Source organism: Ideonella lacteola, from assembly GCF_038066555.1.
Taxonomy (GTDB): domain Bacteria; phylum Pseudomonadota; class Gammaproteobacteria; order Burkholderiales; family Burkholderiaceae_C; genus Ideonella; species Ideonella lacteola.
The window spans coordinates 89950-110173 of sequence record NZ_JBBUTG010000005.1 but is presented as its reverse complement, the minus strand read 5'-3'; the positions used below and the strand labels follow the sequence as shown (position 1 = coordinate 110173).

The 20224-nt window shown below is 67.8% G+C and carries 14 protein-coding genes; 10 read left to right on the top strand and 4 right to left on the bottom strand.

Annotated features, from left to right (window positions below; genetic code table 11):
• The first annotated feature begins 56 nt into the window (after positions 1 to 56).
• From AACH06_RS10525 to AACH06_RS10515, 3 genes are all read left to right on the top strand, one after another.
• Positions 57 to 614: an ECF-type sigma factor gene (locus tag AACH06_RS10525; protein ID WP_341425628.1), complete on the top strand. Its 558-nt coding sequence runs from the start codon at positions 57 to 59 to the stop codon at positions 612 to 614.
• Positions 615 to 674: 60 nt separating this feature from the next.
• On the top strand, positions 675 to 3620 hold the full coding sequence (locus tag AACH06_RS10520) for a serine/threonine-protein kinase (protein ID WP_341425627.1): 2946 nt from the start codon (positions 675 to 677) through the stop codon (positions 3618 to 3620).
• Positions 3621 to 3798: 178 nt separating this feature from the next.
• Complete coding sequence (locus tag AACH06_RS10515; protein ID WP_341425626.1) at positions 3799 to 4236, top strand: hypothetical protein; 438 nt, start codon at positions 3799 to 3801, stop codon at positions 4234 to 4236.
• 359 nt (positions 4237 to 4595) lie between these two features.
• Here the strand turns inward: AACH06_RS10515 and AACH06_RS10510 are convergent, their stop codons facing one another.
• Positions 4596 to 4940 (bottom strand): DUF4242 domain-containing protein, encoded by a 345-nt coding sequence (locus tag AACH06_RS10510; protein ID WP_341425624.1) that lies wholly within the window; start codon positions 4938 to 4940, stop codon positions 4596 to 4598.
• Positions 4941 to 4999: 59 nt separating this feature from the next.
• Between AACH06_RS10510 and AACH06_RS10505 the strand changes: the two genes are divergently transcribed.
• Together AACH06_RS10505 and AACH06_RS10500 are read left to right on the top strand one after the other, a co-directional pair.
• Positions 5000 to 7480, top strand: coding sequence for an ATP-binding protein (locus AACH06_RS10505; RefSeq protein WP_341425623.1), 2481 nt, complete (start codon positions 5000 to 5002; stop codon positions 7478 to 7480).
• A gap of 14 nt (positions 7481 to 7494) precedes the next feature.
• Positions 7495 to 7785: a hypothetical protein gene (locus AACH06_RS10500; protein ID WP_341425622.1), complete on the top strand. Its 291-nt coding sequence runs from the start codon at positions 7495 to 7497 to the stop codon at positions 7783 to 7785.
• 121 nt (positions 7786 to 7906) lie between these two features.
• On the opposite strand, the gene AACH06_RS10495 is transcribed toward AACH06_RS10500, so the two are convergent.
• On the bottom strand, positions 7907 to 10060 hold the full coding sequence (locus AACH06_RS10495) for a M14 family zinc carboxypeptidase (protein ID WP_341425621.1): 2154 nt from the start codon (positions 10058 to 10060) through the stop codon (positions 7907 to 7909).
• 504 nt (positions 10061 to 10564) lie between these two features.
• Here AACH06_RS10495 and AACH06_RS10490 point away from each other — a divergent pair.
• The 3 genes from AACH06_RS10490 (at position 10565) to AACH06_RS10480 (ending at position 15232) form a co-directional block, all read left to right on the top strand.
• Positions 10565 to 11455, top strand: coding sequence for a YihY/virulence factor BrkB family protein (locus AACH06_RS10490; RefSeq protein WP_423222011.1), 891 nt, complete (start codon positions 10565 to 10567; stop codon positions 11453 to 11455).
• Positions 11456 to 11717: 262 nt separating this feature from the next.
• Positions 11718 to 12761 carry a substrate-binding domain-containing protein gene (locus AACH06_RS10485; RefSeq protein ID WP_341425620.1) on the top strand — a complete coding sequence of 348 codons (1044 nt, stop codon included), beginning with the start codon at positions 11718 to 11720 and terminating at the stop codon, positions 12759 to 12761.
• A 71-nt stretch (positions 12762 to 12832) separates the two neighbouring features.
• Positions 12833 to 15232 carry an ATP-binding protein gene (locus AACH06_RS10480; protein ID WP_341425619.1) on the top strand — a complete coding sequence of 800 codons (2400 nt, stop codon included), beginning with the start codon at positions 12833 to 12835 and terminating at the stop codon, positions 15230 to 15232.
• A 202-nt stretch (positions 15233 to 15434) separates the two neighbouring features.
• Here AACH06_RS10480 and AACH06_RS10475 read toward each other — a convergent pair whose 3' ends face one another.
• Positions 15435 to 15995, bottom strand: coding sequence for a GAF domain-containing protein (locus tag AACH06_RS10475; protein WP_341425618.1), 561 nt, complete (start codon positions 15993 to 15995; stop codon positions 15435 to 15437).
• A gap of 133 nt (positions 15996 to 16128) precedes the next feature.
• On the bottom strand, positions 16129 to 16983 hold the full coding sequence (locus tag AACH06_RS10470; RefSeq protein WP_341425617.1) for an AraC family transcriptional regulator: 855 nt from the start codon (positions 16981 to 16983) through the stop codon (positions 16129 to 16131).
• A 207-nt stretch (positions 16984 to 17190) separates the two neighbouring features.
• On the opposite strand from AACH06_RS10470, the gene AACH06_RS10465 reads away from it, so the two are divergent.
• Both AACH06_RS10465 and AACH06_RS10460 read left to right on the top strand, forming a co-directional pair.
• A complete protein-coding gene (locus tag AACH06_RS10465; RefSeq protein ID WP_341425616.1) occupies positions 17191 to 18417 on the top strand; it encodes a GH12 family glycosyl hydrolase domain-containing protein in 1227 nt (408 codons plus the stop codon).
• 213 nt (positions 18418 to 18630) lie between these two features.
• Positions 18631 to 19863 carry a GH12 family glycosyl hydrolase domain-containing protein gene (locus AACH06_RS10460; protein ID WP_341425615.1) on the top strand — a complete coding sequence of 411 codons (1233 nt, stop codon included), beginning with the start codon at positions 18631 to 18633 and terminating at the stop codon, positions 19861 to 19863.
• Positions 19864 to 20224: the final 361 nt, after the last annotated feature.

Here is a 20224-nt window from a genome sequence, read left to right as displayed (position 1 = left end):
CCTCTAGCATCTCCAGCACATACTGGCCTTCGGACCGCTTGAGGGGGAGCTTGCCCATGGACGGTGATATCGGTGATCTGATTCGCCAGGTCAATGCCAAGGTGCCGGGGGCGCAAGACGCACTCTTCGCTGCGGCTTACTCGGAGTTGCGAAAGCTGGCCCAGGCGCGCTTGCGCGACGGTGGACGCAATACCGTGCTCGACACCACAGCCTTGGTGCATGAGTCCTACCTTCGCTTCATCAAGGGCGGTCAGTTGCAAAGCGAGCAGCGGCGTGCCTTCTTCGCCTACGCCTCACAGGCGATGCGCTCGGTCATCATCGACGCGGTGCGCGAGCGGCAGGCAGACCGCCGTGGTGGTGGTGTGACTGTGCTGACTCTCAACACCACGCTGGGCGAGTCTCTGTACCAGGGCGAGGAAGAGGTGCTGCGTGTGCACGAGGCGCTGGATGCCCTGGCTCAGGCTGAACCGCGCTTGGCCAAGGTGGTGGAGATGCGCTATTTCGCTGGCTACAGCGAGGCCGAGATTGCCGGCGCGCTGCAGCTTACCGAGCGCACCGTGCGGCGCGACTGGGAGAAGGCCAGGCTTTTGCTCGGTGCCATGCTGAGTGCGTGAGCGAATTCCGCGGTGCCTGTCCGGTTTCGACCTGCTGGTGCGTCTGCCTGAGTAAGCACCATGCCCATCCCCTTGACCGCCAACGACATCGCCGCCCTGAGCCGCCTGCTGGACGAGCTGCTGGCATTGCCAGCCTCCGACCGGCCGGCGTGGCTGGCGGCACTTCAGCCCAGCGAACGGCATCTGGAGCCCATACTGCGCGACATGCTTGCCGAGCACGATGGCGCTAGAGCGCCAGTGATGCATGGTGATTTGCCCGCCCTGGGCGAGCCGCAGGATGCGAACGCACCGATACCCGGCGAACGCGTGGGCCCATACCGGCTACTGCGACAGATCGGTCAGGGTGGCATGGGAAGCGTCTGGCTGGCTGAGCGCGCCGACGGCGCTCTGACACGCCAGGTGGCGCTCAAGCTGCCCCGCATGGCCTGGGACGCCGGTCTGGCTGCGCGCATGGCCCGCGAGCGCGACATCGGCGCGCTGCTGGAGCACCCGCATGTCGCACGCTTGTACGACGCTGGGGTGGATGAGCTCGGCCGACCATATCTCGCCATGGAGTACATCGAGGGACAGGCCATCGACACCTGGTGCGCCGAACGGGGCTTGGGTGCGCGCGAGCGCCTGTCCCTGTTTCTGCAGGTGGTGCGAGCCGTCGCCTACGCCCACGCGCGATTGGTGATTCACCGCGACTTGAAACCCGCCAATGTGCTGGTTTCGGCCGACGGGCAGGCGCACCTGCTGGATTTCGGCATCGCTCGGCAACTGCGTGAACCGGGAGCGGGCCGGGTAAGCCAGTCGGGCTCAGTTCCACCCGGCGAGCAGCCCGAGCCGACGCAGACGACCATTGAGTTGCACCGAGCTCACACGCCGCGCTACGCCTCGCCCGAGCAGATCAATGGCGAGCCGCTGACCGTGCAGTCCGACGTCTACTCCCTGGGCGTGATGCTCTACGAGTTGCTGACGGGTCGCTCGCCCATCATCCCCAAGCGCGCCAGTCCGGGGGCCGTAGAAGACGCCGTGCTGCAAGGCGACGCCCCGCTGGCCAGCAGCCGCGTTCAGGACCCAGCCAAGGCAAGGGCACTGCGCGGTGATCTCGATGCCATCCTCGCCCAGGCCATGCAGCGCGAACCTGCCCGGCGCTACGCCACCGCCAATGCGCTGGCCGATGACATTGAGCGCCACCTCTGTGGCCAGGCCGTGCAAGCCCGACCGAACGATTGGCGTTACCGCTTGGGCAAGTTGCTGCGCCGCCACTGGCTCGCCTTCAGCCTGTCGGGTCTGGGGCTGGCGGCCGTGCTCAGCCTGGCCGGCGTTGCCCTCTTGCAAGCCTACCGTGCCCAGCAGGCCGCCGAGCGCGCGCGCGTGGTGAAAGACTTCGTGATCGACATCTTCAAGCTCGATACCCCAGGCGCCGCTGCAGGACCCATGGCTCGCGAGTTACCCATCGAATTCTTGCTGGAGCGCGGCGCGCGTCTGATCGAGCCGCGGTTCGCAGGCCAGCCCGAGTTGCAGGCCGAACTGCTCAGTGTAGTGGCCCAAGTCATGCTCGACATGCAGGCTGGCAATCTCGCCATCGAATACGCCTCCCGCTTTCGCAGCGCCACTGCGAACGGCTCACCCGAGGAGCGCGCCCGTGCTGCTTTGCTGCTGGCGCGGGCACTGATGGCGCGCGACCTCGGTCATGAGGCCGCCCGGGTTCTGCGTGACGGTCTGGCTCTGGCGCCAAGCGCTGAGCTGCGCGTCGAGCTGCTCCTGTCTCTGCTGGAAGCGCGCCTGGACGGACCGGAGCCCGAGGAGCTTGCATCCTTGCTCACAACGCTGCGAATCGATCTGGCGCTCACGCGTTCGCCGCTGCTTGGTGCCCGGGCCGACGAGGCGGAGGCGCGTTTCAAGGCACAGGCCGGCGATTTCGCAACAGCCATCTCGCTGCACGAGCGCGCCATCAAGCAGGCGCTAGCCTCCCAGCCACCGGGCTCACGCCTTGCTGCCCGGCTGCAGTTGAGGTTGGCGCAGACGATGGCCCGAGCGGGGCAATACCCCGCAGCTCGGCAGGTTTCGCAGCAGGCGGTCGCGGCACTTCGAGAGTTGGGCGGCCCCGACGATATCGAGGCCGCAGTCAGAGACGTCGAGGGCGTCGTCGAGTCCGGCGACCGAGCGTGGCGCTACGCTGAGGCCGATGCCGTTTTCGCGCGCAGTTTTGCAGTGATTGACAAGTTCGGCCGACGCGTGCCGGCCGAGGTTCGCGCACGTCTGGAAGACCATCAAGCCTGCGTCGCCCTGCAGTTCGGCCAGGCTGAGAAGGCCTATGCTTTGTCCCTGCGTAGCGCAGTCGTTCTGCGTGGCGGTGACCAGCCGTTCGGGCATGCCAGCAGCTGTCTGGGCTGGGCGGCGGCGATGACGGGACATCATGTTGAAGCCGAGACTGAGTTTCAGCGCTACCTTGGTCATCTCTGGCACAGCCATGGCTGCGATACCGACTGCGCAGCCAGCATGTACGTGAAGACGGCGATGAACCGCCTCATGCGGGGCGACGTGACCAAAGCACGCGACCTGCTCAGCGACCTGCCTCAGCACGACGCTCGCTTTGCAGAGCCGGCGCCTGACAGCCCAGGTCGACGCGGCTTGCAGGCGGCCCGCGCGCGCATTGAGCTCGACAGCGGCCAGTTGGACGCGGCACTCGCCTTGCTGCAGGGCCTTCCCGATGAGCGCTACCTGATGAACGACAGCGCCGCCCTGCGCGCCGAGGCCGAGTGCCGCAGCGGACGTACCACCCAGGCGGTGGTCGTGTTGCGCGAAAGGGTGCGCGCTTCGCAGGATCATCCCGACAGCCCCTGGTTGGCGGACCTGCGTGCCCGCCTGGGCCTATGCGAGGCCCTGGCTGGCCACGCGGCGAATGCGCGGATTCAGTCGCGCCTGGCACATCAAGCGCTGAAGTTGCAGCCGGGCGTCAGCCCAGCCTACCGCCGGGTGCTGAGCGAGTTGGATACCCACCTCGACAGGATGCGCTGAGCAGTCTGTCGCCGACCACCGGCCGAGGTTTGATCAGCCCATGCGCGCTCACAGGGCGGCTTGCAGCGCTGCGCACGTTCACGGTGCAGGCGCAGCAGATCCGCCGGTCAGCCTGCCAATGCGTATCTGGCACTGGCAGGCAGAATCGGTCTCCTCTGCGAAGCCTACGGGAGTCAACTTGATCCGCCTCGCCACCTCAGCCCTTGCCGCCACGCTCTGCGCAACGGCCATCACCGCTCTTGCAGCCGACTTGCCGCTCTCGATCGCACAAGTCGAGAAGACAACGGGCCTCAGCGGCCTGAGCACCAAGCCCGCCAAGTACGACAAGGCCGGAACGAACTTCGTCACCTCGAGCGGCCAAGTCGCCCTGACGGTAAAGGTTGCCAGCGCTGAGGTGTACGAGATCTGGAAGTCGCACCCATCCATGAGTGACCAGGCTTCCTTGGCGGGGGTTGGCGAAGACGCTGTGAGTTCCAAGAAGGGGCGCTACGTCTGCTTCAAGAAGGCTGGTACGGGCGTTTGCGTGGTTGGAATGGCCGACCTGCCTGGCAATCCAGCCCCGCTCAGTGATGGGCAGTTGCTTGAGTTGGCACGCCTGGCAGCATCTCACCTGTAACGACAGAACGTCGCACGGCGCTACCCTGCGCTGAAGGGGGAGCCGCCGGCTTCGCGCCTGTGCCGCATCCTGTTGTTCTTTGATCCGGCTCGCGTGCCATGGGCGAATTCGGCGCCTGCCTCTCAGCCTAGTCGTTAGGCATCCACATGCTTTCGCGGATACGCTTTCCACGGCGCGGTAGCCTGCGGTGTCGGGAGCTTGGGTTCTCAGTGAGGAAGGCGACGCCCGCCGCGGGCAAGCCAGTGCCGTTCGCCTCACGACGACGGGGCGGCAACGCCCGGCGTGATGCCGTGCGTTGCGGGTCGTGTTGACGCAGCCGCGCCTTCGTGGCCGTGCAGCCCCGAGCCCGGCCGGGTGTCTTACTCGGCTGTGGCCGGATCGATAATTGATTTCACCGCCGAGACCCGGTCGGCCGGGAAGCCGCTCAGTTCGGCGTGACGGTGGATCGCGGCCTCGTCGGGCGCCAGGTACACGCAGTACAGCTTGTCGTCGGTGACGTAGCTGTGCTGCCACTGAATGCTGGGCCCCATGCTGTTGAGCACGCCGCAGGATTTTTGCGAAGCGGCGCGCAGTTCGGCGGGCGACATCCGGCCGGCGCCGGCGATATTTCGTTCAATGACAAACTTGGGCATGAGCCTCTCCAGGTGATGACGTTGGAAGTGAGTCGCCGGCAGCGCGAATTGCGCATCGGCGACGGATGTCATCGTCGGCGCGGGTGCCGGCGCAGGCACGGGGGCCGGTATGAAATCGGGATGAAATACAAGTGAATCCATCGGACCTGCCGGCCCGCGCGTGGCGCTTCGGCGACTTCGAACTGCAGCCCACCGAAGGCCGGCTGTTGCGCGGCGGCGAGCCGGTGCCGCTCACCGGTCGCGCGCTGGCGGTGCTGAAGTTGCTGGTACAGCGTGCCGGCAGCCTGGTCACGCGCGACGAGTTGCTCGACGCCGTGTGGGCCGGCCGCGTGGTGGAAGACAACAACTTGGCGGTGCAGATCGCGATGCTGCGCAAGCGCATCGGGGGCGACGCGATCGCCACCGTGGCCGGCCGCGGCTACCGCTTCGTGCCCGCGGTGCAGCCGGTGCGGCCCGCAGCGGCGCCGCAGCCTGCCGCCGGCCCGCGCAGCAACCTGCCGGCCCGGCTGCCCGCGCTGGTGGGCCGTGACGACGAACTGGCGGCGCTGGACGCGCTGATCGACACGCAGGCGCTGCTCACGCTGTGCGGCGCAGCCGGCGTGGGCAAGACACGGCTGGCGCGCGCGTTGGCCTTGCGCCGCCGTGGCCGCCATGCCGACGGCGTCTTCCGGATCGAGCTCGCGCCGCTCACCGAGGGCGCCCAGATCGTGCCGGCCATTGCGCAAGCGCTGGGACTCGCTTTGCGCGATGCGGCCGACGCTGCGGCGCTGGCCCGCGCGCTGGCGCCAGCATCGATGCTGCTGGTGTTGGACAACGCCGAGCACCTGGTCGAAGACGTCGCCAAGTTGGCTGAGGTGCTGCACGAGCGCACGCAGGGCTTGTCGCTGCTGATCACCAGCCAGGTCCCGCTTCGGCGCCCGGCCGAGCACGTGTGGCGCCTGGCGCCGCTGGCCACGCCCGATGCCGCCGCGCCGGCGGCCGATGCGCTGGGCTTCGCGGCGGTGCGGCTGTTCGCCGAGCGCATCGCCGGTGCGGGTGCCCAGGTCGAGTGGACTGAGGCGGCGCTGGCCGACGCAGCCGAGCTGTGCCGGCGATTGGACGGCAACGCACTCGCCATCGAGCTGGCGGCCGCGCGCGTGCCGTCACTCGGGCTGGGCGGGCTGGCCCACCGGCTGGACCAGCGGCTCACGCTGCTGTCACCGGGCGCGCAGCGCGCCGTCACGCGGGTGAACGCGCTGCATGCCGCGCTGGACTGGAGCCACGGCCTGCTGTCGCCCGACGAGCAGGTGGTGCTGCGCCGGCTGGACGTGTTCGCCGGCAGCTTCGAGCTCGACGTAGCTGCGCTGTGCGTGGCCGACGAGCGAATCCGCCCCGAAAGCGTGGCCCCGCTGGTGCTCGACCTGGCGGACCGCTCGCTCGTCAGCCCCGACACGGCGGGCGACGGCCGCCACCGCTTGGCCGAGACGACGCGGCTGTACGCGCTGGGCTGTCTGGACGCGGCGGGCGAGGCGCGGGCGGTGCTGCACTGCTTTGCCAAGACGCTGCTGCTGGTGGCGGACGACGCCTACGACGCCTACTGGCGCCTGCCGCCCGCCACATGGGACGCGCGCTACGCGCCCGAGCTGGACAACGTGCGCGCGGCGCTCAGCTGGGCCCTGCAACACGACGCGCGCCTGGCCACGGCGCTGTTCGGCTCGGCCTGGCCGCTGTGGAACGGCTTCGCTCTGGGCCACGAAGCGCGGGAACTGGCTGAACGTCTGATCCCGCGGCTGCGCAGCGACTGGCCGGCGCCGCTGCTGGCGCGCTTCTGGGAGGCCGTGTCGCACCACTTCTCGTCCACCTTCCCGCAGCGCGCCCGCGCCGCGGCGCAGACCGCGGCCGAGCTCTATGAAGGCGCCGGTGCCGAGCTGGGCCGCTACCAGGCGCTGGTGCAATACACGTACAACTGGCGCGTCGATGCGCCGGAGGCCCGCGCCGCGATGGCGCAGGCGCTGGCGATCGAACAGCCGGGCTGGCCGGCACCGGTGCTGGAACGCGGCCGCACGGCCCAGGCGATGCTGGAAACCAGCAGCGGCCGACACGCGGCGGCGCACACGCTCTTCCTCGATGCCCTGGCCCTGTGCCAGCGAGCCGGCTACGAACGAGGCGTGCTGCGTGCCGAGCTGAACCTGGCCGACAACGCCTTGGCTGCCGGCGACCTGGACGAAGCGCTGCAGCGCGGCCAGCTGCTGTGCGACCGGCTGCACGGCCAGGTGCCCAGCTGCGAGCAGGTCACTGCGCTGGGCAACCTGGCCCTGGCGTGGTTGCAGCGAGGCGAGCTGGCTGCCGCGCGTGAACGCCTAGGGCGTGTTCACACTACGGAGCCCCGATGCGTTGCCACCAGAACGGGTCGAGCGCAAGGCGCAAAACGAAGCCGGGGTGCGGCCCCGGCGAGGCTTTGCAACGCCGCGGGCGGCTGGTTCTGGTGGCAACCCTTCGGGAACGGGCCGTCCAGGGCGCTTGGCGGCGTTGCCCAACTTGCCCAGGCACCAGCCTGGGCGGCGTCGGGCGCCTTGCCCTGCATCCCTGGACAACCCGTTCGCACGGGGCTGCGTAGTGTGAACACGCCCTAGCCGAGGCGCGCAGCGTGGCGCGCCGGGTGGACCCCGACAGCCTGTGGAGCCTGATCGACGCCATGGGCTGGCTGCTGGCGCTCGAAGGGCAGCCGGACGACGCGGCGCGGCTGGCCGGCGCCAGCGACGCGGCCTACGGCCGCCATGGCCAGCATCGCCGCCAGCCCAACGAGGAACGGGCCCGCGCCGAGTTGTCGGCGTTGCTTGATGCGGCGCTGGCCCCGGAGCGACTGCAGACGCTGCAGGCCGACGGCCACCATCTGGACGCGCACGCCGCCGCCGACCTCACGCTCGGGCCGGCTTGAGCGCCCCGTAGCACCAGCGGCGCGGGCGGGGCCCGTGGCTCTGTGTCCGAACCCGCTGGGAAGCGGTGTTCATTCCGCGCCGCTGGGGCCGATGCTTTCGCACCAGCCCCCACACGTCACCTCACCAGCTCAGCTGCAGGCTGTACGTGCCGCCGGCGCCGGTGTTGCCACCGTAGTAAAGCACCTTCACATAACGCGAGACCGCGCTGGTGCCGGTGTTGGTGACGTTGACGGTGTCGACCAGGCCTGACCCGCGTTCGCTCTTGCCCAGCAGCGTGCCGGCGCTGTCGTAGACGTAGAGGTCGTAGTCGCTGGAGACGTTGGGCGTCAGCGTTGAGGTCAGGGTGGCGCCGGCGGGAAGGCTCACGCTGAAGAAGTCGCTGTCGGTGTTGTTGCCCATCGTTCCGGTCAAGGTGACCGGGGCAGCCACGGGGTTGGCGGCGGCGATGCTGTTGTTCGGCTCGGTCTCGGTGGCTGGTGGGGTGCCCTGGCCGATCGTGAGGTAGACCGAGCTCACCGGGCCGAAGGCGCCGGAGGCGTCTTTGCCGCGCACGAACACGATGTGCTTGCCGTTGGACAGGTTCGTCGTGTTGAGTGTGCCGGTGATCGACTCGGTGGTCGAGTTGAACGAGCCGTCAGCGGCCGAGAGCGCGATGGGCGTGGCGCCGGGGCTCCAGGGCGGTGTGTCGATGTAGGCCTCGGCGGCGCTGATGGCTTGTGTGGGCTCGGTGCCGTTGCTGTTGTTGAAGCGCGTGTCGGTGATCGAGGCGGTCAAAGTCACGGCGGTGCCCGCGGGCACGCCGGTGCCGTCGTTGAGCGACAGGCTGGCCACATCCGGGCCGGCGGGCAGCTGGTAGGGCGCGCGTGCCACCCGGGCGGCGTAGATCAGCGCGGGCAGGTTCTTGGGCTTGGTGGTGTTGTTGTAGGTGGTGCAGCTTTCGAAGAAGCTGCTGCCCAGCTCGATGGTGAAGGCGGCCACGCCGCGGTCGCCGTAGCTGGGGCCGTCGCTGGTGCCGTCGGTGGGGTACAGGCCGATGGATTGCTCAGGCGTGTAGCCGTTGAACCAGGCCAGGCGGCGGCCCATGGTCTGCAGTGCGGTGCCGTTGGGCGCCGGCTGGTTGGTGGTGCCCCAGGGCCACAGCACGAGCTGGCTGTAACTGTGGATGTCCAGGTGCACGCCCATCGTGGTTGCCGGGGCGGCATCACCGGGGTTGGGGCCGCGGCTGTCGGGGAAGATGCTGGCGATGTAGCCTTCGATCGCCTGGGTTTCGGGCTCGCTGTGGGCCGAGGGGCCTCGGTAGGTCTCGTTGCACGCGTTGCCGCTGGAGCCTTGGCCGTTGGTGGCGTTCCAGCTGAAGGTGAAGTTGCGGTTCAGATCGGCGCCACGGCTGTTGCTGTTTGCGCCGCAGTAGGCTGTGTTGGTGTTCTTGCGCCACGAGAGGCCGCCTTCGGCCTTCTTGCGGCCGTCGGGGTTGGTGTGGAGCATCAAGTGGATCTCGTGGTGGTCGAGCATCCAGGTGGCATCGGCATTGGTGCCGTACCCGTTCACCAGCCAACGGGCGAACTCCAGAACCAGCGGCGCGGTGGTGTATTCGCGGGCATGGATGGCGCTGTTGATGAACAGCTTGGGTTTGGTGCCACCGATGGCGGTGTTGGTGAGCTTCAACACGCGGATGTCGTAGCCCCCGCTGCCGGTGTTCTTCTGCCAGCTGTTGCCCACGTCCAGCCATTGCGCCAGGTTGGGCTTCGAGGTGGCAAAGGCCTGGGCGGCCGCGAAGGTTTCTTCCACCGTCTCGTAGCAGGCGTAGCCGGGGATGGATTCGATCGAAATGTCGCCGTTGCCGCCTTGGCGCAGGTTCTCGTCCGATGCTTTCTGGAAGCGTTCGAGGAAGGCGTTTCGGCGCTTGATGAAGTCGTGTGCCGTTTCAAGGCGGAAGCCGCGCGACTGCAGTGCCGCGTACTCTTCGGGCTCCAGCTCCAGTACCAGGTAGCCTTCGTCGTACTTCGATTCCAGCAGCGCGTGGTGGAAGCTGATCGCGGCCTTGCGCGCCGTGGCCAGGTCGGGGAACCACACCTGGTAGATGTTGTTGCGCTGGCGTTCTTGCTGGCGCAGCTCGCGCATCTCTTGGGCGGCGGCTCTCACGGCGGCTTGCGCCGTGTCTCGTTGGGGGGTGTGAGGGGCGGGGGCGTCGCCGGCCCACAGGGGCGTGGCCCCGAGGGTGGTCAGCAACAGGGCGGTCGTGGCCGCGGTTTTCCTCGATGCACGCAGGGTCATGAAGAGTCTCCCGGGAACGTGAGGTACCAGGCGCGCGGTGGTGCGCCTGGGCTGAGGCGCCACACGAGGGGATCACCCAGCCGCAGCGCAACGCGGCAATGTAGGCACTGCGGGTGGACCTGAAATCAGGGTCTGTGCGGGGCGGGTCCGCACGAGTGCCGTCGGAATGCCCGAACGTGCTTGAGCCTTCCACTCGCCAATTGACCAAAGGCAGGCGCTCGGCATTGAAACTTGGGCGCCAGCGTGCCAGCATCATGTGCTGTCTGCGGCGCAGCGCCCGCTTGTTCCGCGGCGGTGGCGCCGGGGCGAGGAAGTGGCCATGGCCGAGCCTGCCGGGCGCGATGAAGCGCGCGGCGGCGGCCCACGGCGTGCGGGGCGGGCCGAGCAGGCTGGCGTGCCTCTCGCGTGCCGGCGCCTGAATCGGAGGTACCGTGTTTGCCGTTGCAGTAGAACCAGCGTTCGAAGGGCCGGCCCCGTGCCCGGACCTGGCGCAGGCCTCACGACATGACACTCTCCTCTCATCCGGCGCTGCAGTTGATGCAGCGCCCCGGCGCGTTCCTGTGGCGGGCGTTCAAGGCCTTTCGGGCCAATCAAGGCCTGCTGCTGGCCGGCGCGGTGGCGTACTACGCGCTGCTGTCGATCGTGCCGCTGCTGATCATCAGCGCGATAGCGTTGTCGCACGTGATCGACCCGAACGAGCTGCTGCAGACGCTGGGCCGCTACCTCGAATGGTTGCTGCCTGGCCAATCGGGGGCGATCGTCGCCGAGCTGGCGCGCTTTCTCGAACACCGCGAGATCGCCGGTTGGGTGCTGCTGGCCACGATGGTGTTTTTCAGCTCGCTGGCGTTCACCGTGCTGGAGAGCGCGATGTCGGTGATCTTCCATCACCGGTTCGCCCTGCGGCGGCGGCACTTCGCGGTGTCCGCGCTCATCCCCTACGCCTACATCTTCTGCCTCAGCCTGGGCTTGCTGGTGGTCACGGTGGTGGCGGGGCGGCTGCAGACCCTGGGCGACGAAGAGCTGAACCTGCTGGGCCGCGAATGGTCGATGACCGGATTGTCGCGCCTGCTGCTGTACCTGGTGGGGTTTGTGGGCGAGGTGTTCGTGCTGGCGTCGATCTACATGGTCATGCCGGTGGGCAGCCTGTCTTGGCGGCATGCCCTGGTGGGCGCGGTGGTGGCGGCCATCCTGTGGGAGGTTTCCCGGCGGGTGCTGGTCTGGTACTTCGCCACGCTGTCGCAGATCGGCGCCGTCTACGGCTCGCTCACCACCGCGATCGCGGTGCTGCTCAGCCTGGAGGTGGGCGCCACGCTGCTGCTCTTCGGCGCCCAAGTCATCGCCGAGTACGAACGGTCGTGCGAAGAAATGATGAAGGCGCCGGAGCCGGTGGCCTGACCGCGGCGAAAGAGTGGAGTTCCGCTTGCCCGGTGGCCGGTGCGAGCGCTATCCTGCCTCACAGGGAGTCAGAGGCTGCGAGACCGGTCCATCGGCCCGCAACGCAAGGCGAGGAGATGCGGTGACGCAGATTCGCCCAGGGGCACGCACGCCGCCGTCTCGCCGGTTGCCATGCCGGCGGGCCCCATGGTGGGCCCAATGGTGGTCCACACGGGCCGCCAGGTGGTCCTCCTGGCTGGCCATCGGCTGGTGCAGCCTCGCCTTGGCCGCCGAGCCGGCAGCGCTGGAGGCCGCACGGCTCGAAGTGCAGCAGGCGTCGCGGCCCTCCACCACCTGGACGGGGCCCACCACCGGCCCCACGGCCGCACCCGGCCGCGTGGTGGCCGTGCTGGCCGAAGACCTTCGCAACGGCGGCGTGCTGAGCGTGGCCCAGGGCATCCGCGAGGCCGCCCGCGAAATCGGCTGGACGGTGCGGGTGCTGGATGCGGGCGGCCAAGCCGCCGGCCGCCAACGGGCCCTCGACGAGGCGCTGTCGGCCAAGCCCGATGGGGTGGTGCTGTGCGGCTCTGACGCCTTCGAGTTGCTGGCGGCCTCGCGAGGCCGTGCCGACAAGCTGCCACCGATGGTGGGCTGGCATGCGGCATCGAATGCAGGGCCTATCCACGGCACGCCGGTGGCCACCAACGTCACCACCGATCCTGTCGCGGTGGCGCGCATCACGGCGCTGGCGGCGCTGGTGCAATCCGAAGGGCGGGCCGGCGTGGTCATCTTCACCGACTCGCGTTTTCGCATCGCCACCACCAAGTCGGACGCGATGGCCGACGTGGTGCGCCAGTGCCGCAACTGCCAACTGCTCGAAGTGCGCGATGTGCCGATCTCCGACAGCGCGTCGCGCATGCCTGCGATCGTCCGCGAGCTGTTCACCCGACACGGCCGGCGATGGACGCACGCACTGGCCATCAACGACATCTACTTCGACTATGCGGTGCCCACGCTGATGTCGCTCGGCGTGCCCAATTCTTCGATCAGCCTGCTGTCGGCAGGCGATGGCAGTGCGCCGGCCTTTCTGCGTATTCGTGCGGGCTCTTACCAGACGGGCACGGTGGCCGAGCCCTTGAACCAGCAGGGCTGGCAGGTGATCGACGAGCTCAATCGTCTGATGAATGGCCTGGCCCCCAGCGGCTTCACGGCGCCGGTGCACCTCGTGACCCAGGCCAACATCGCGATGGAGGGCGGCTCGCGGCAGGTGTATGACCCGGTCAACGGCTACCGCGATGCCTACCTGCGCATTTGGAAGGGGCGCTAGGCCCCGGCGCCAAACGCCAAACGCCAAACGCCAAACGCCAAACGCCAAACGCCCGGCCCTTTGTGACCCAGATGTCCCCCGACGACCCGCACGAGCCTTCGCCTTCCGGCCCGCTGGCGCGGTGGATGCCGCATTCGCTGCGCGGACAGTTCTCGGCGGCTCTCGGGGTGATGGGCCTGATGGTGCTGTTGGGGGGCGTGACGGCCATCTATGCGCTGCATCACACGGCCGATGCCGCCCGCCAGGTGTCTCAGGAACGGCTCAGCCTGGTCGAAGCGGCGCAAGAGCTTCAGCAGCATGCGCAGCAGATCGAGTTGCTGTCGGACCGCATCGTCACCGCCCAGGCGCTGGACGAGGCGCGCCGCCAGTACGACCGCATCCTCGTCGAGCTGGACGATCTGGACCGCCTCACCGCCCGGCTCGCGGTGAGTGACGACGCTTCCGTGCTCGACCTGCACATGGCCAGCCAGTTGTTCCGCAATTCGGCCCACATCATCAGCCACCTCCGGGAAGATTCTTCACTCGGCGGCTCGCCAGAGATGCGGGTGGCCGCTTTGTCGAGCTACCGCGACGAGATGCAGGGGCACGCGCAAGCGCTGACGCAGGCCGCGCGAGAACAATCGCGGCAACTCACCGCGGCGTACCAGGACGCGGTGCAGCAGGTGGTGGAGACATCGCGTGTCAGTGCGCGTTGGGTGATGGGCTGGCTGGTCACATGCCTGTTCGGCACATGGTTGATCGCGCGTCACCTGCTGGGGCGCCATGTGCTGAACCGCTTGCAGCAGGTGAGCCAGGCCTTGCGCCATGCGGGTGGCCCCGTTGTGTCGGCGGGCCCGCCGATGGCGGCGGTGCGAGACGACGATGAGATCGGCGAAATGGCGCGCTCGGTGGAGCAGTTTCTGCGTGATCGCAGCCAGCTGGCCCTGACGCGTGCGCGCCTGGAGATCGAGCAGCAGCGGTTGGCCGCCATCATCGACAACACGGCCGACTGCATCATGGTGATGCAGTCGGGCGGCATACGGCAGCTCAATCGGGCGGCCGAGCAGATGTTCGGCCTCAAGCAGGAACAGGCGCGCGGACTGCGGGGGGATGAGCTGCTGCTGGGCGTGGATTGGAAGGCCTCCACCTTGCCCGGTGTCACCTTGGATGCCCGTGCCCTCGGCCGCGATGGTCACACCATCCCCGTGGAAGTGTCGATCAGCCCCGTGGCCAGCGGCGGCGACCTGCTGGTGCTGGTGATCCGCGATGCCACCTTGCGCAAGGAAGCCGAGCAGCACCTGATCGCCGCGCGCGACGCCGCCGAAGCGGCACGGGCTGCGCAGGCATCATTCCTGGCCACGATGAGCCACGAGTTGCGCACGCCGCTGAACGCGGTGCTCGGCTATGCGCAGCTGCTGGAGTTGGATGCCAGCCTCAACGAGAGGCAGCTGTTCGCCGCGGGCACGATACGCCGCAGCGGCGAGCACCTGCTGGCCCTGATCAACGACCTGCTCGATCTGGCCAAGCACGATGCAGGCAAGCTGGAGCTGTGCCTGGCTGACACCGCGTTGCGCGACACGCTGCGGCTCACCTCCGACATCATCCGGGTCAAGGCGGAAGAGGCCGGCCTGCAGTTCCGCACCGAGCTGGCGGACGACGTGCCGACGCGGGTGCAGGTCGACGACAAGCGTCTGCGCCAGGTGCTGCTCAATCTGTTGAGCAATGCCGTGAAGTTCACCGACCAGGGCGAAGTGCTGCTCGCGGTGACCCGGCTGCCCTCCGCCATCCGCCAGCACGTAACGCTGCGATTCGAGGTGCGAGACAGCGGCGTGGGCATGCAGAAGGAGCAGTTGGACAAGATCTTCCTGCCCTTCGAGCAGGCGGGCGATGTGCGCCGACGCGCCGTAGGCACTGGCCTCGGCCTGGCCATCAGCCGGCAACTGGTGCGGATGATGGGGGGCGACATCCAGGTGCACAGCCAGCCTGGGGAGGGCACCGTCTTCTGGTTCGAGCTGACGGTGCGTGAACTGGGCGGTGCCTCGCTGGCACCCGGCGCGGGCCGCATCGCGGGCTATGCCGGCGAGCCGCGCCGGATTCTGATCGTCGACGATCTGCCCGCCAACCGCCTGGTGCTGCGCGAATGGCTGGCACCCCTCGGCTTCGACCTCGATGAGGCGGGTGATGGCCACGAGGCGGTCGAACGTGCCGTGGCCCACACGCCCGATCTCGTGATCATGGATCTGTCGATGCCAGGCCAAGGGGGCGAGGCCGCGATGGCCCAGATCCACCAGATCGAGCCCTTGCGCTCGGTGCCCATCATCGCGGTATCCGCCGCGCTGGACGAAGCGTTCGCGCCCGTCGGCGAGGGCCAGGACGCGTCGGTCTTTCTCCCCAAGCCGGTCGACCGCGACAGGCTGCTGCTGGAGCTGGGACGCCTGCTGGGCCTGAGCTGGGAGCGGGAAGCGGCGGCGGTGGTGGAATCGGCGGGTTAGGGCGTGTTCACACTACGCAGCCCCGTGCGAACGGGTTGTCCAGGGATGCAGGGCAAGGCGCCCGACGCCGCCCAGGCTGGTGCCTGGGCAAGGTGGGCAACGCCGCCATGCGCCCTGGACGGCCCGTTCCCGAAGGGTTGCCACCAGAACCAGCCGCCCGCGGCGTTGCAAAGCCTCGCCGGGGCCGCACCCCGGCTTCGTTTTACGCCTTGCGCTCGACCGGTTCTGGTGGCAACGCATCGGGGCTCCGTAGTGTGAACACGCCCTGGGGCGCTGGCGCGCCCGTGTTGGAGCGGGTCAGGCGAACGCACTCCAGCTCGGCCGCGATGCGAGGCGCCAGCAGCACGAGCACCTGCTTGATGCCTTCCACATCTTCGAACGGCCGCTCATCCATCACGGCGACCAGCCCGATCACTTGGCCGGTGGTGTCGAACAAGGGGACGCCGAGGTAGGACTGCAGGCCTGCATGGCCGGGATAGATGTCGGCGACGTTGCACGGCACGCTGACCACCTCACCATCCAGCACCGCACGGCAGGGCGTCTGGCGATGGTCGTAGTAGACGGGTTGCTTCAGATCTTCGCGGTCCGCCATGGCCAGGGCGTGGGCCTGCGGTACGCGCTTCTCGGTGATGAACGCGAGCCGGGTCGAGAACTCACGGGTCAGGCTCAAGACGAAGGCCGCGAGAGACTTGTCACCGCGAAACTTGCTGGTGGCCTGCATCAGCGTGGTCAGGTGCTCGCCGGTGGACTTGCGTTGAGTCATCTGCCTCTCCATGCGGGCGAGAGCGAGGCGCGCGCAGCTGCCTGACTCTCGGACGCGTCGATCTTACGCGTGGCGGGTGGTTGTCAACGGCAGGGCATCGATGGCCCGCGCGCCGGCGGTGTCTTGCGGTGCGTCAAAGGCCGCCCGCGCCAAGCAGCGGCAGGCAGAGCTCGCAGCTCTGTGAATCGGCGTTCGGATCGGCCTGCGCAGCGGGGTAGCGCTCGAACGCAGCCCGTGGCGCCAACTGGTGCCCCGCGTGGGGCAGCCAGCGGTGCAGCAGCCACACCCAGGCCGCGCCGCTGCCCTGGGGCGGCCCCGAGTACGACAGCACCGCGTGCGGGCCGCCGAGGATCATCTTGATCGGCGTTCGGGGCGGCGGCTCGAACGTCTCGGGCAGGGCGGCGCACACGTCGTAGCGGCAGCGCGCAGGGGGCGTGAGGCCAGGATCGTCCAAGCCCATGCCGAAGCGCACCAGCGGGCCCAGGCCCTGGCTGTGGATCCAGTCCGACAGCTGGCGCCATTGAGCCTCGCTGGCTTCGCCGTAGACGCCCACGCGGCGGGTGTAGGCCACCCGCACAGCAGGCAGCTGCTCGATCCGCACTGGCCACGGGCGCAGTGGCGGCAGCTCAGGCGCTGGGGGCGGCGTGTAGGCACGCCAGCGGTTGGGGGCCTGGCCGAAGTACTGGCGGAAGGCGCGGGTGAAGCCATCGGCCGTGTCGAAGCCGCAGCGTGCCGCCACATCACCGATCGGATCGGCTGAGTAGCGCAGCAGCGCGGCGCCGGCTTCAAGGCGGCGGCGGCGCACGTAGGCCATCGGTGCTTCGCCGTACCACTCCTGGAAAACCCGCAAGAAGTGGTGGCGCGAGAAATGGGCCAAGCCGGCAAGCACTTCGAGGCTGAGATCGCCATCGAGGTGGTTGTCGATGTGGTCCAGCACTTGGTTGAGGCGGTAGGCGTAATGCTGGCTGGGGATCGGCGGCCGGCCCATGAGCGAGTGCTCCGGATACTGCTTGTGACGTGTTGTTTCGCTTGACCGCGCCGGACGCGGCTTTCGGCCATTCTCGTCAATCTTGGCCGGGTTTCGCGGCAATACCCGCAGGGTAGGGGTAGAGGGGGCCTCCTAAGCTTGCGGCGCTGGTTCGGTGGTGATGATGCTGCCGGCTCCAGCGGTTGACACATCGACGAGGAGACCCAGATGTCCAAAAACGCGAGGTTCACGCTGGCGCTGACGGCAGCCCTGCTGAGCCATGGCGCTGCATTCGCAGAGCAAAACTGCCAGCAGTTCGGTTCGATTCCCGTGATGAACGACACCTACATCGTTCAGAACAATTTCTACAACCCTGGTGCCGGCGGGACGCAGTGCATCAACGTTGACACGTCGAACGGCTCGTTCACCGTGACCGGCAACAACTCGGTGCCCACCAACGGCGCACCGGGCGGCTACCCCTCCATCTACAAGGGCTGCCACTGGGGCGCCTGCACGAAGAACAGTGGCCTGCCGCTGGTGCTCAGCAGCGTGACGACCGCGCCGACGAAGTGGAACGTGACGCCGCCCGCGCCGGGCCAGTGGAACATCTCGTACGACATCTGGTTCGCGCAGACGCCCACGCCGAACGACCAGCCCGATGGCACCGAGATCATGGTCTGGATCAACCACTCGGGTTCGGTGTCGCCAGCGGGCCAGAAGACCGGCAACGTCAACATCAACGGCATGAACTGGGATGTGTGGACGGCCCCGAAGGGCAGTGCCGGCTTCAATGACAAGTGGCACATCGTCTCGTACGTGGCGACCAGCCCGCGCAACGACGTCGACTTCGACCTGAAGCCTTTCTTCGACGATTCGAAGGGCCGCGGCCTGCTGTCCGACAGCTGGTTCCTGATCGACGTGGAAGCTGGCTTCGAAGCTTGGCAGAACGGCTACAACGGCGTGAGCAACAGCTTCCAGGTTGACTTCAACAAGACCCCGCCGCCGACAGAGATCGACCCCAAGCTTTGGTACAACGTGATCAACGTCAACAGCGGCAGCTGTGTCGATGACGCCGAGTACGGCACCAAGAACGGCGCCAAGATCCAGCAGTGGGCCTGCAATGGCACCGATGCTCAGCTGAACCAGATGTGGAAGTTCAAGCCCACCGGCAATGGCTACTACAAGGTTCTCGTGAAGCAGGCCAAGAAGCTGGGCTGGCAAGCCGCCAACAACGGCACCGCCAACGGCACCCCGATCCAGCTGTGGACCTACAGCGGCACGGACCACCAGCAGTGGAAGGCCGAGGCCTCCGGCAGCGGGGCATTCCGCTTCGTCGGACGCGGCAGCGGCAAGTGCCTGGATGTGCCGGCCGCCTCGAAGGAGAACGGCGTGCAGTTGCAGCTGTACGACTGCAACGGCTCGGCTGCCCAGCAGTTCCGCCTGGTTCCTCGTTGATGTTGTTCTGAATCGCCGCACCCGGTGGCTGCCCGCGCGACTGTCAACGCGCGGGACAGCCACCACCTTCAGGGTGCGGCCACCTTGCCCAAAGACGGGCCCAACAATGGGCCGCTGCAGATGCGGGCCGGGGGGATCGGATCAGAAGGTCATAGAAGCCTTCGAAGGATGTACCGCAACCAAGCGGCCTTCCTATCCCAGAGGAGACTTCGCATGAAGAAGACGATTCCACCGGCACTCGCCGCGTTGGCGCTGCTGTCGGGCGCCGCCGCATCTCACGCACAGACCAAGTGCGATCGCTACGACACGGTGCCCGTGCTCAGCGACACGTACATCGTTCAGAACAATTTCTACAACCCCGCGGGCGGCTCGCAATGCATCAATGTGGATGCGGGCACCGGTTCGTTCTCGGTCACTGGCAACAACCAGGTGCCGACCAACGGAGCGCCCGGGGGGTATCCATCGATATATAAGGGGTGCCACTGGGGAGGCTGCACCAAGAACAGCGGTTTGCCGCTGGTCTTGGGCAGTGTGAATAGCGCCCCAACCAAATGGAGCGTCACGCCGCCCGGGCCGGGCCAATGGAACATCTCGTACGACGTCTGGTTCGCCCAGACACCGACGCCCAACGGGCAGCCGGACGGCACCGAGATCATGGTCTGGATCAATCGATCGGGCTCCGTGACGCCTGCCGGCCACCGTGCCGGCAACGTGAACATCAACGGGATGGACTGGGAGGTCTGGGAGGCGCCGATCCGCAGCGCCGGCTTCAATGAGACGTGGCACATCGTGTCTTACGTGGCCACGAGCCCGCGCAACGAAGTGAACTTCGACCTGAAGCCTTTCTTCAACGATGCGCGCAATCGGAACCTGCTGTCCGACAGCTGGTACCTGATCGACGTCGAGGCCGGCTTCGAAATCTGGCAAAACGGCTACAACGGCCGCAGCAACTACTTCGAGGTCGACTTCAACAAGGGCACGCCCCCGCCGCCACCGCCGCCGGGCATCGACCCGAACCGTTGGTACAGCGTCGTCAACGTGAACAGCGGCGCGTGCGTCGACGATGCCGAGTACGGCACCAAGAACGGCGCGAAGCTGCAGCAGTGGGCCTGCAACAGCTACGGCCAGCCGAACCAGAACTGGCAGTTCAAGCCGACCAGCGATGGCTACTACAAGGTCATCGTGCAGCAAGAACCGGTGCTGGCCTGGGACGTGGCCGAATGGGGCACGAACAACGGATCGCCCATCCAGCTGTGGACGTACGGCGGCGGCCAGAACCAGCAGTGGATGCCGGTGAGCGTGGGCGGCGGTGCCTACAAGTTCATCGGGCGCTCCAGCGGCAAGTGCCTGGACGTGCCGTCGGCCTCGAAGGCCAACGGCGTCCAGCTGCAGCTGTGGGACTGCAACGGGACGGCGGCGCAGTCGTTCCGGCTGGTGGAGCGTTGAGCATGAGATGAACCCGCGGGCAACGGCCGCTGCGACCTACTCCCGTGGCGTGTCGTTGTCTTCGCGAGGAATGTCGTCTTCGCTCTGCACCGGGCCGGGTTCGTCTTCAGACGGGCGACGGATCGGGGGAGTCGAAGACGGGGAACACGTCGAGGACGATCGTTGGGAATCATCGTTTGCCGGGGCCCCGCAAGAGGGCACTGGCGACGAAGCAGGAGGAGGAGAGGAAGGCGTGGTGATGTCCATGGCTGGTCCGTTCTGGGGGTGACCAGTGCAAGGGGCAATCACCGTTCCGGAGGCCGCCGCAGCGTGCGCTGCGGCGGCCCCCATCTTGGCGCGGCGGGCCGACGGCGCCTTCGGT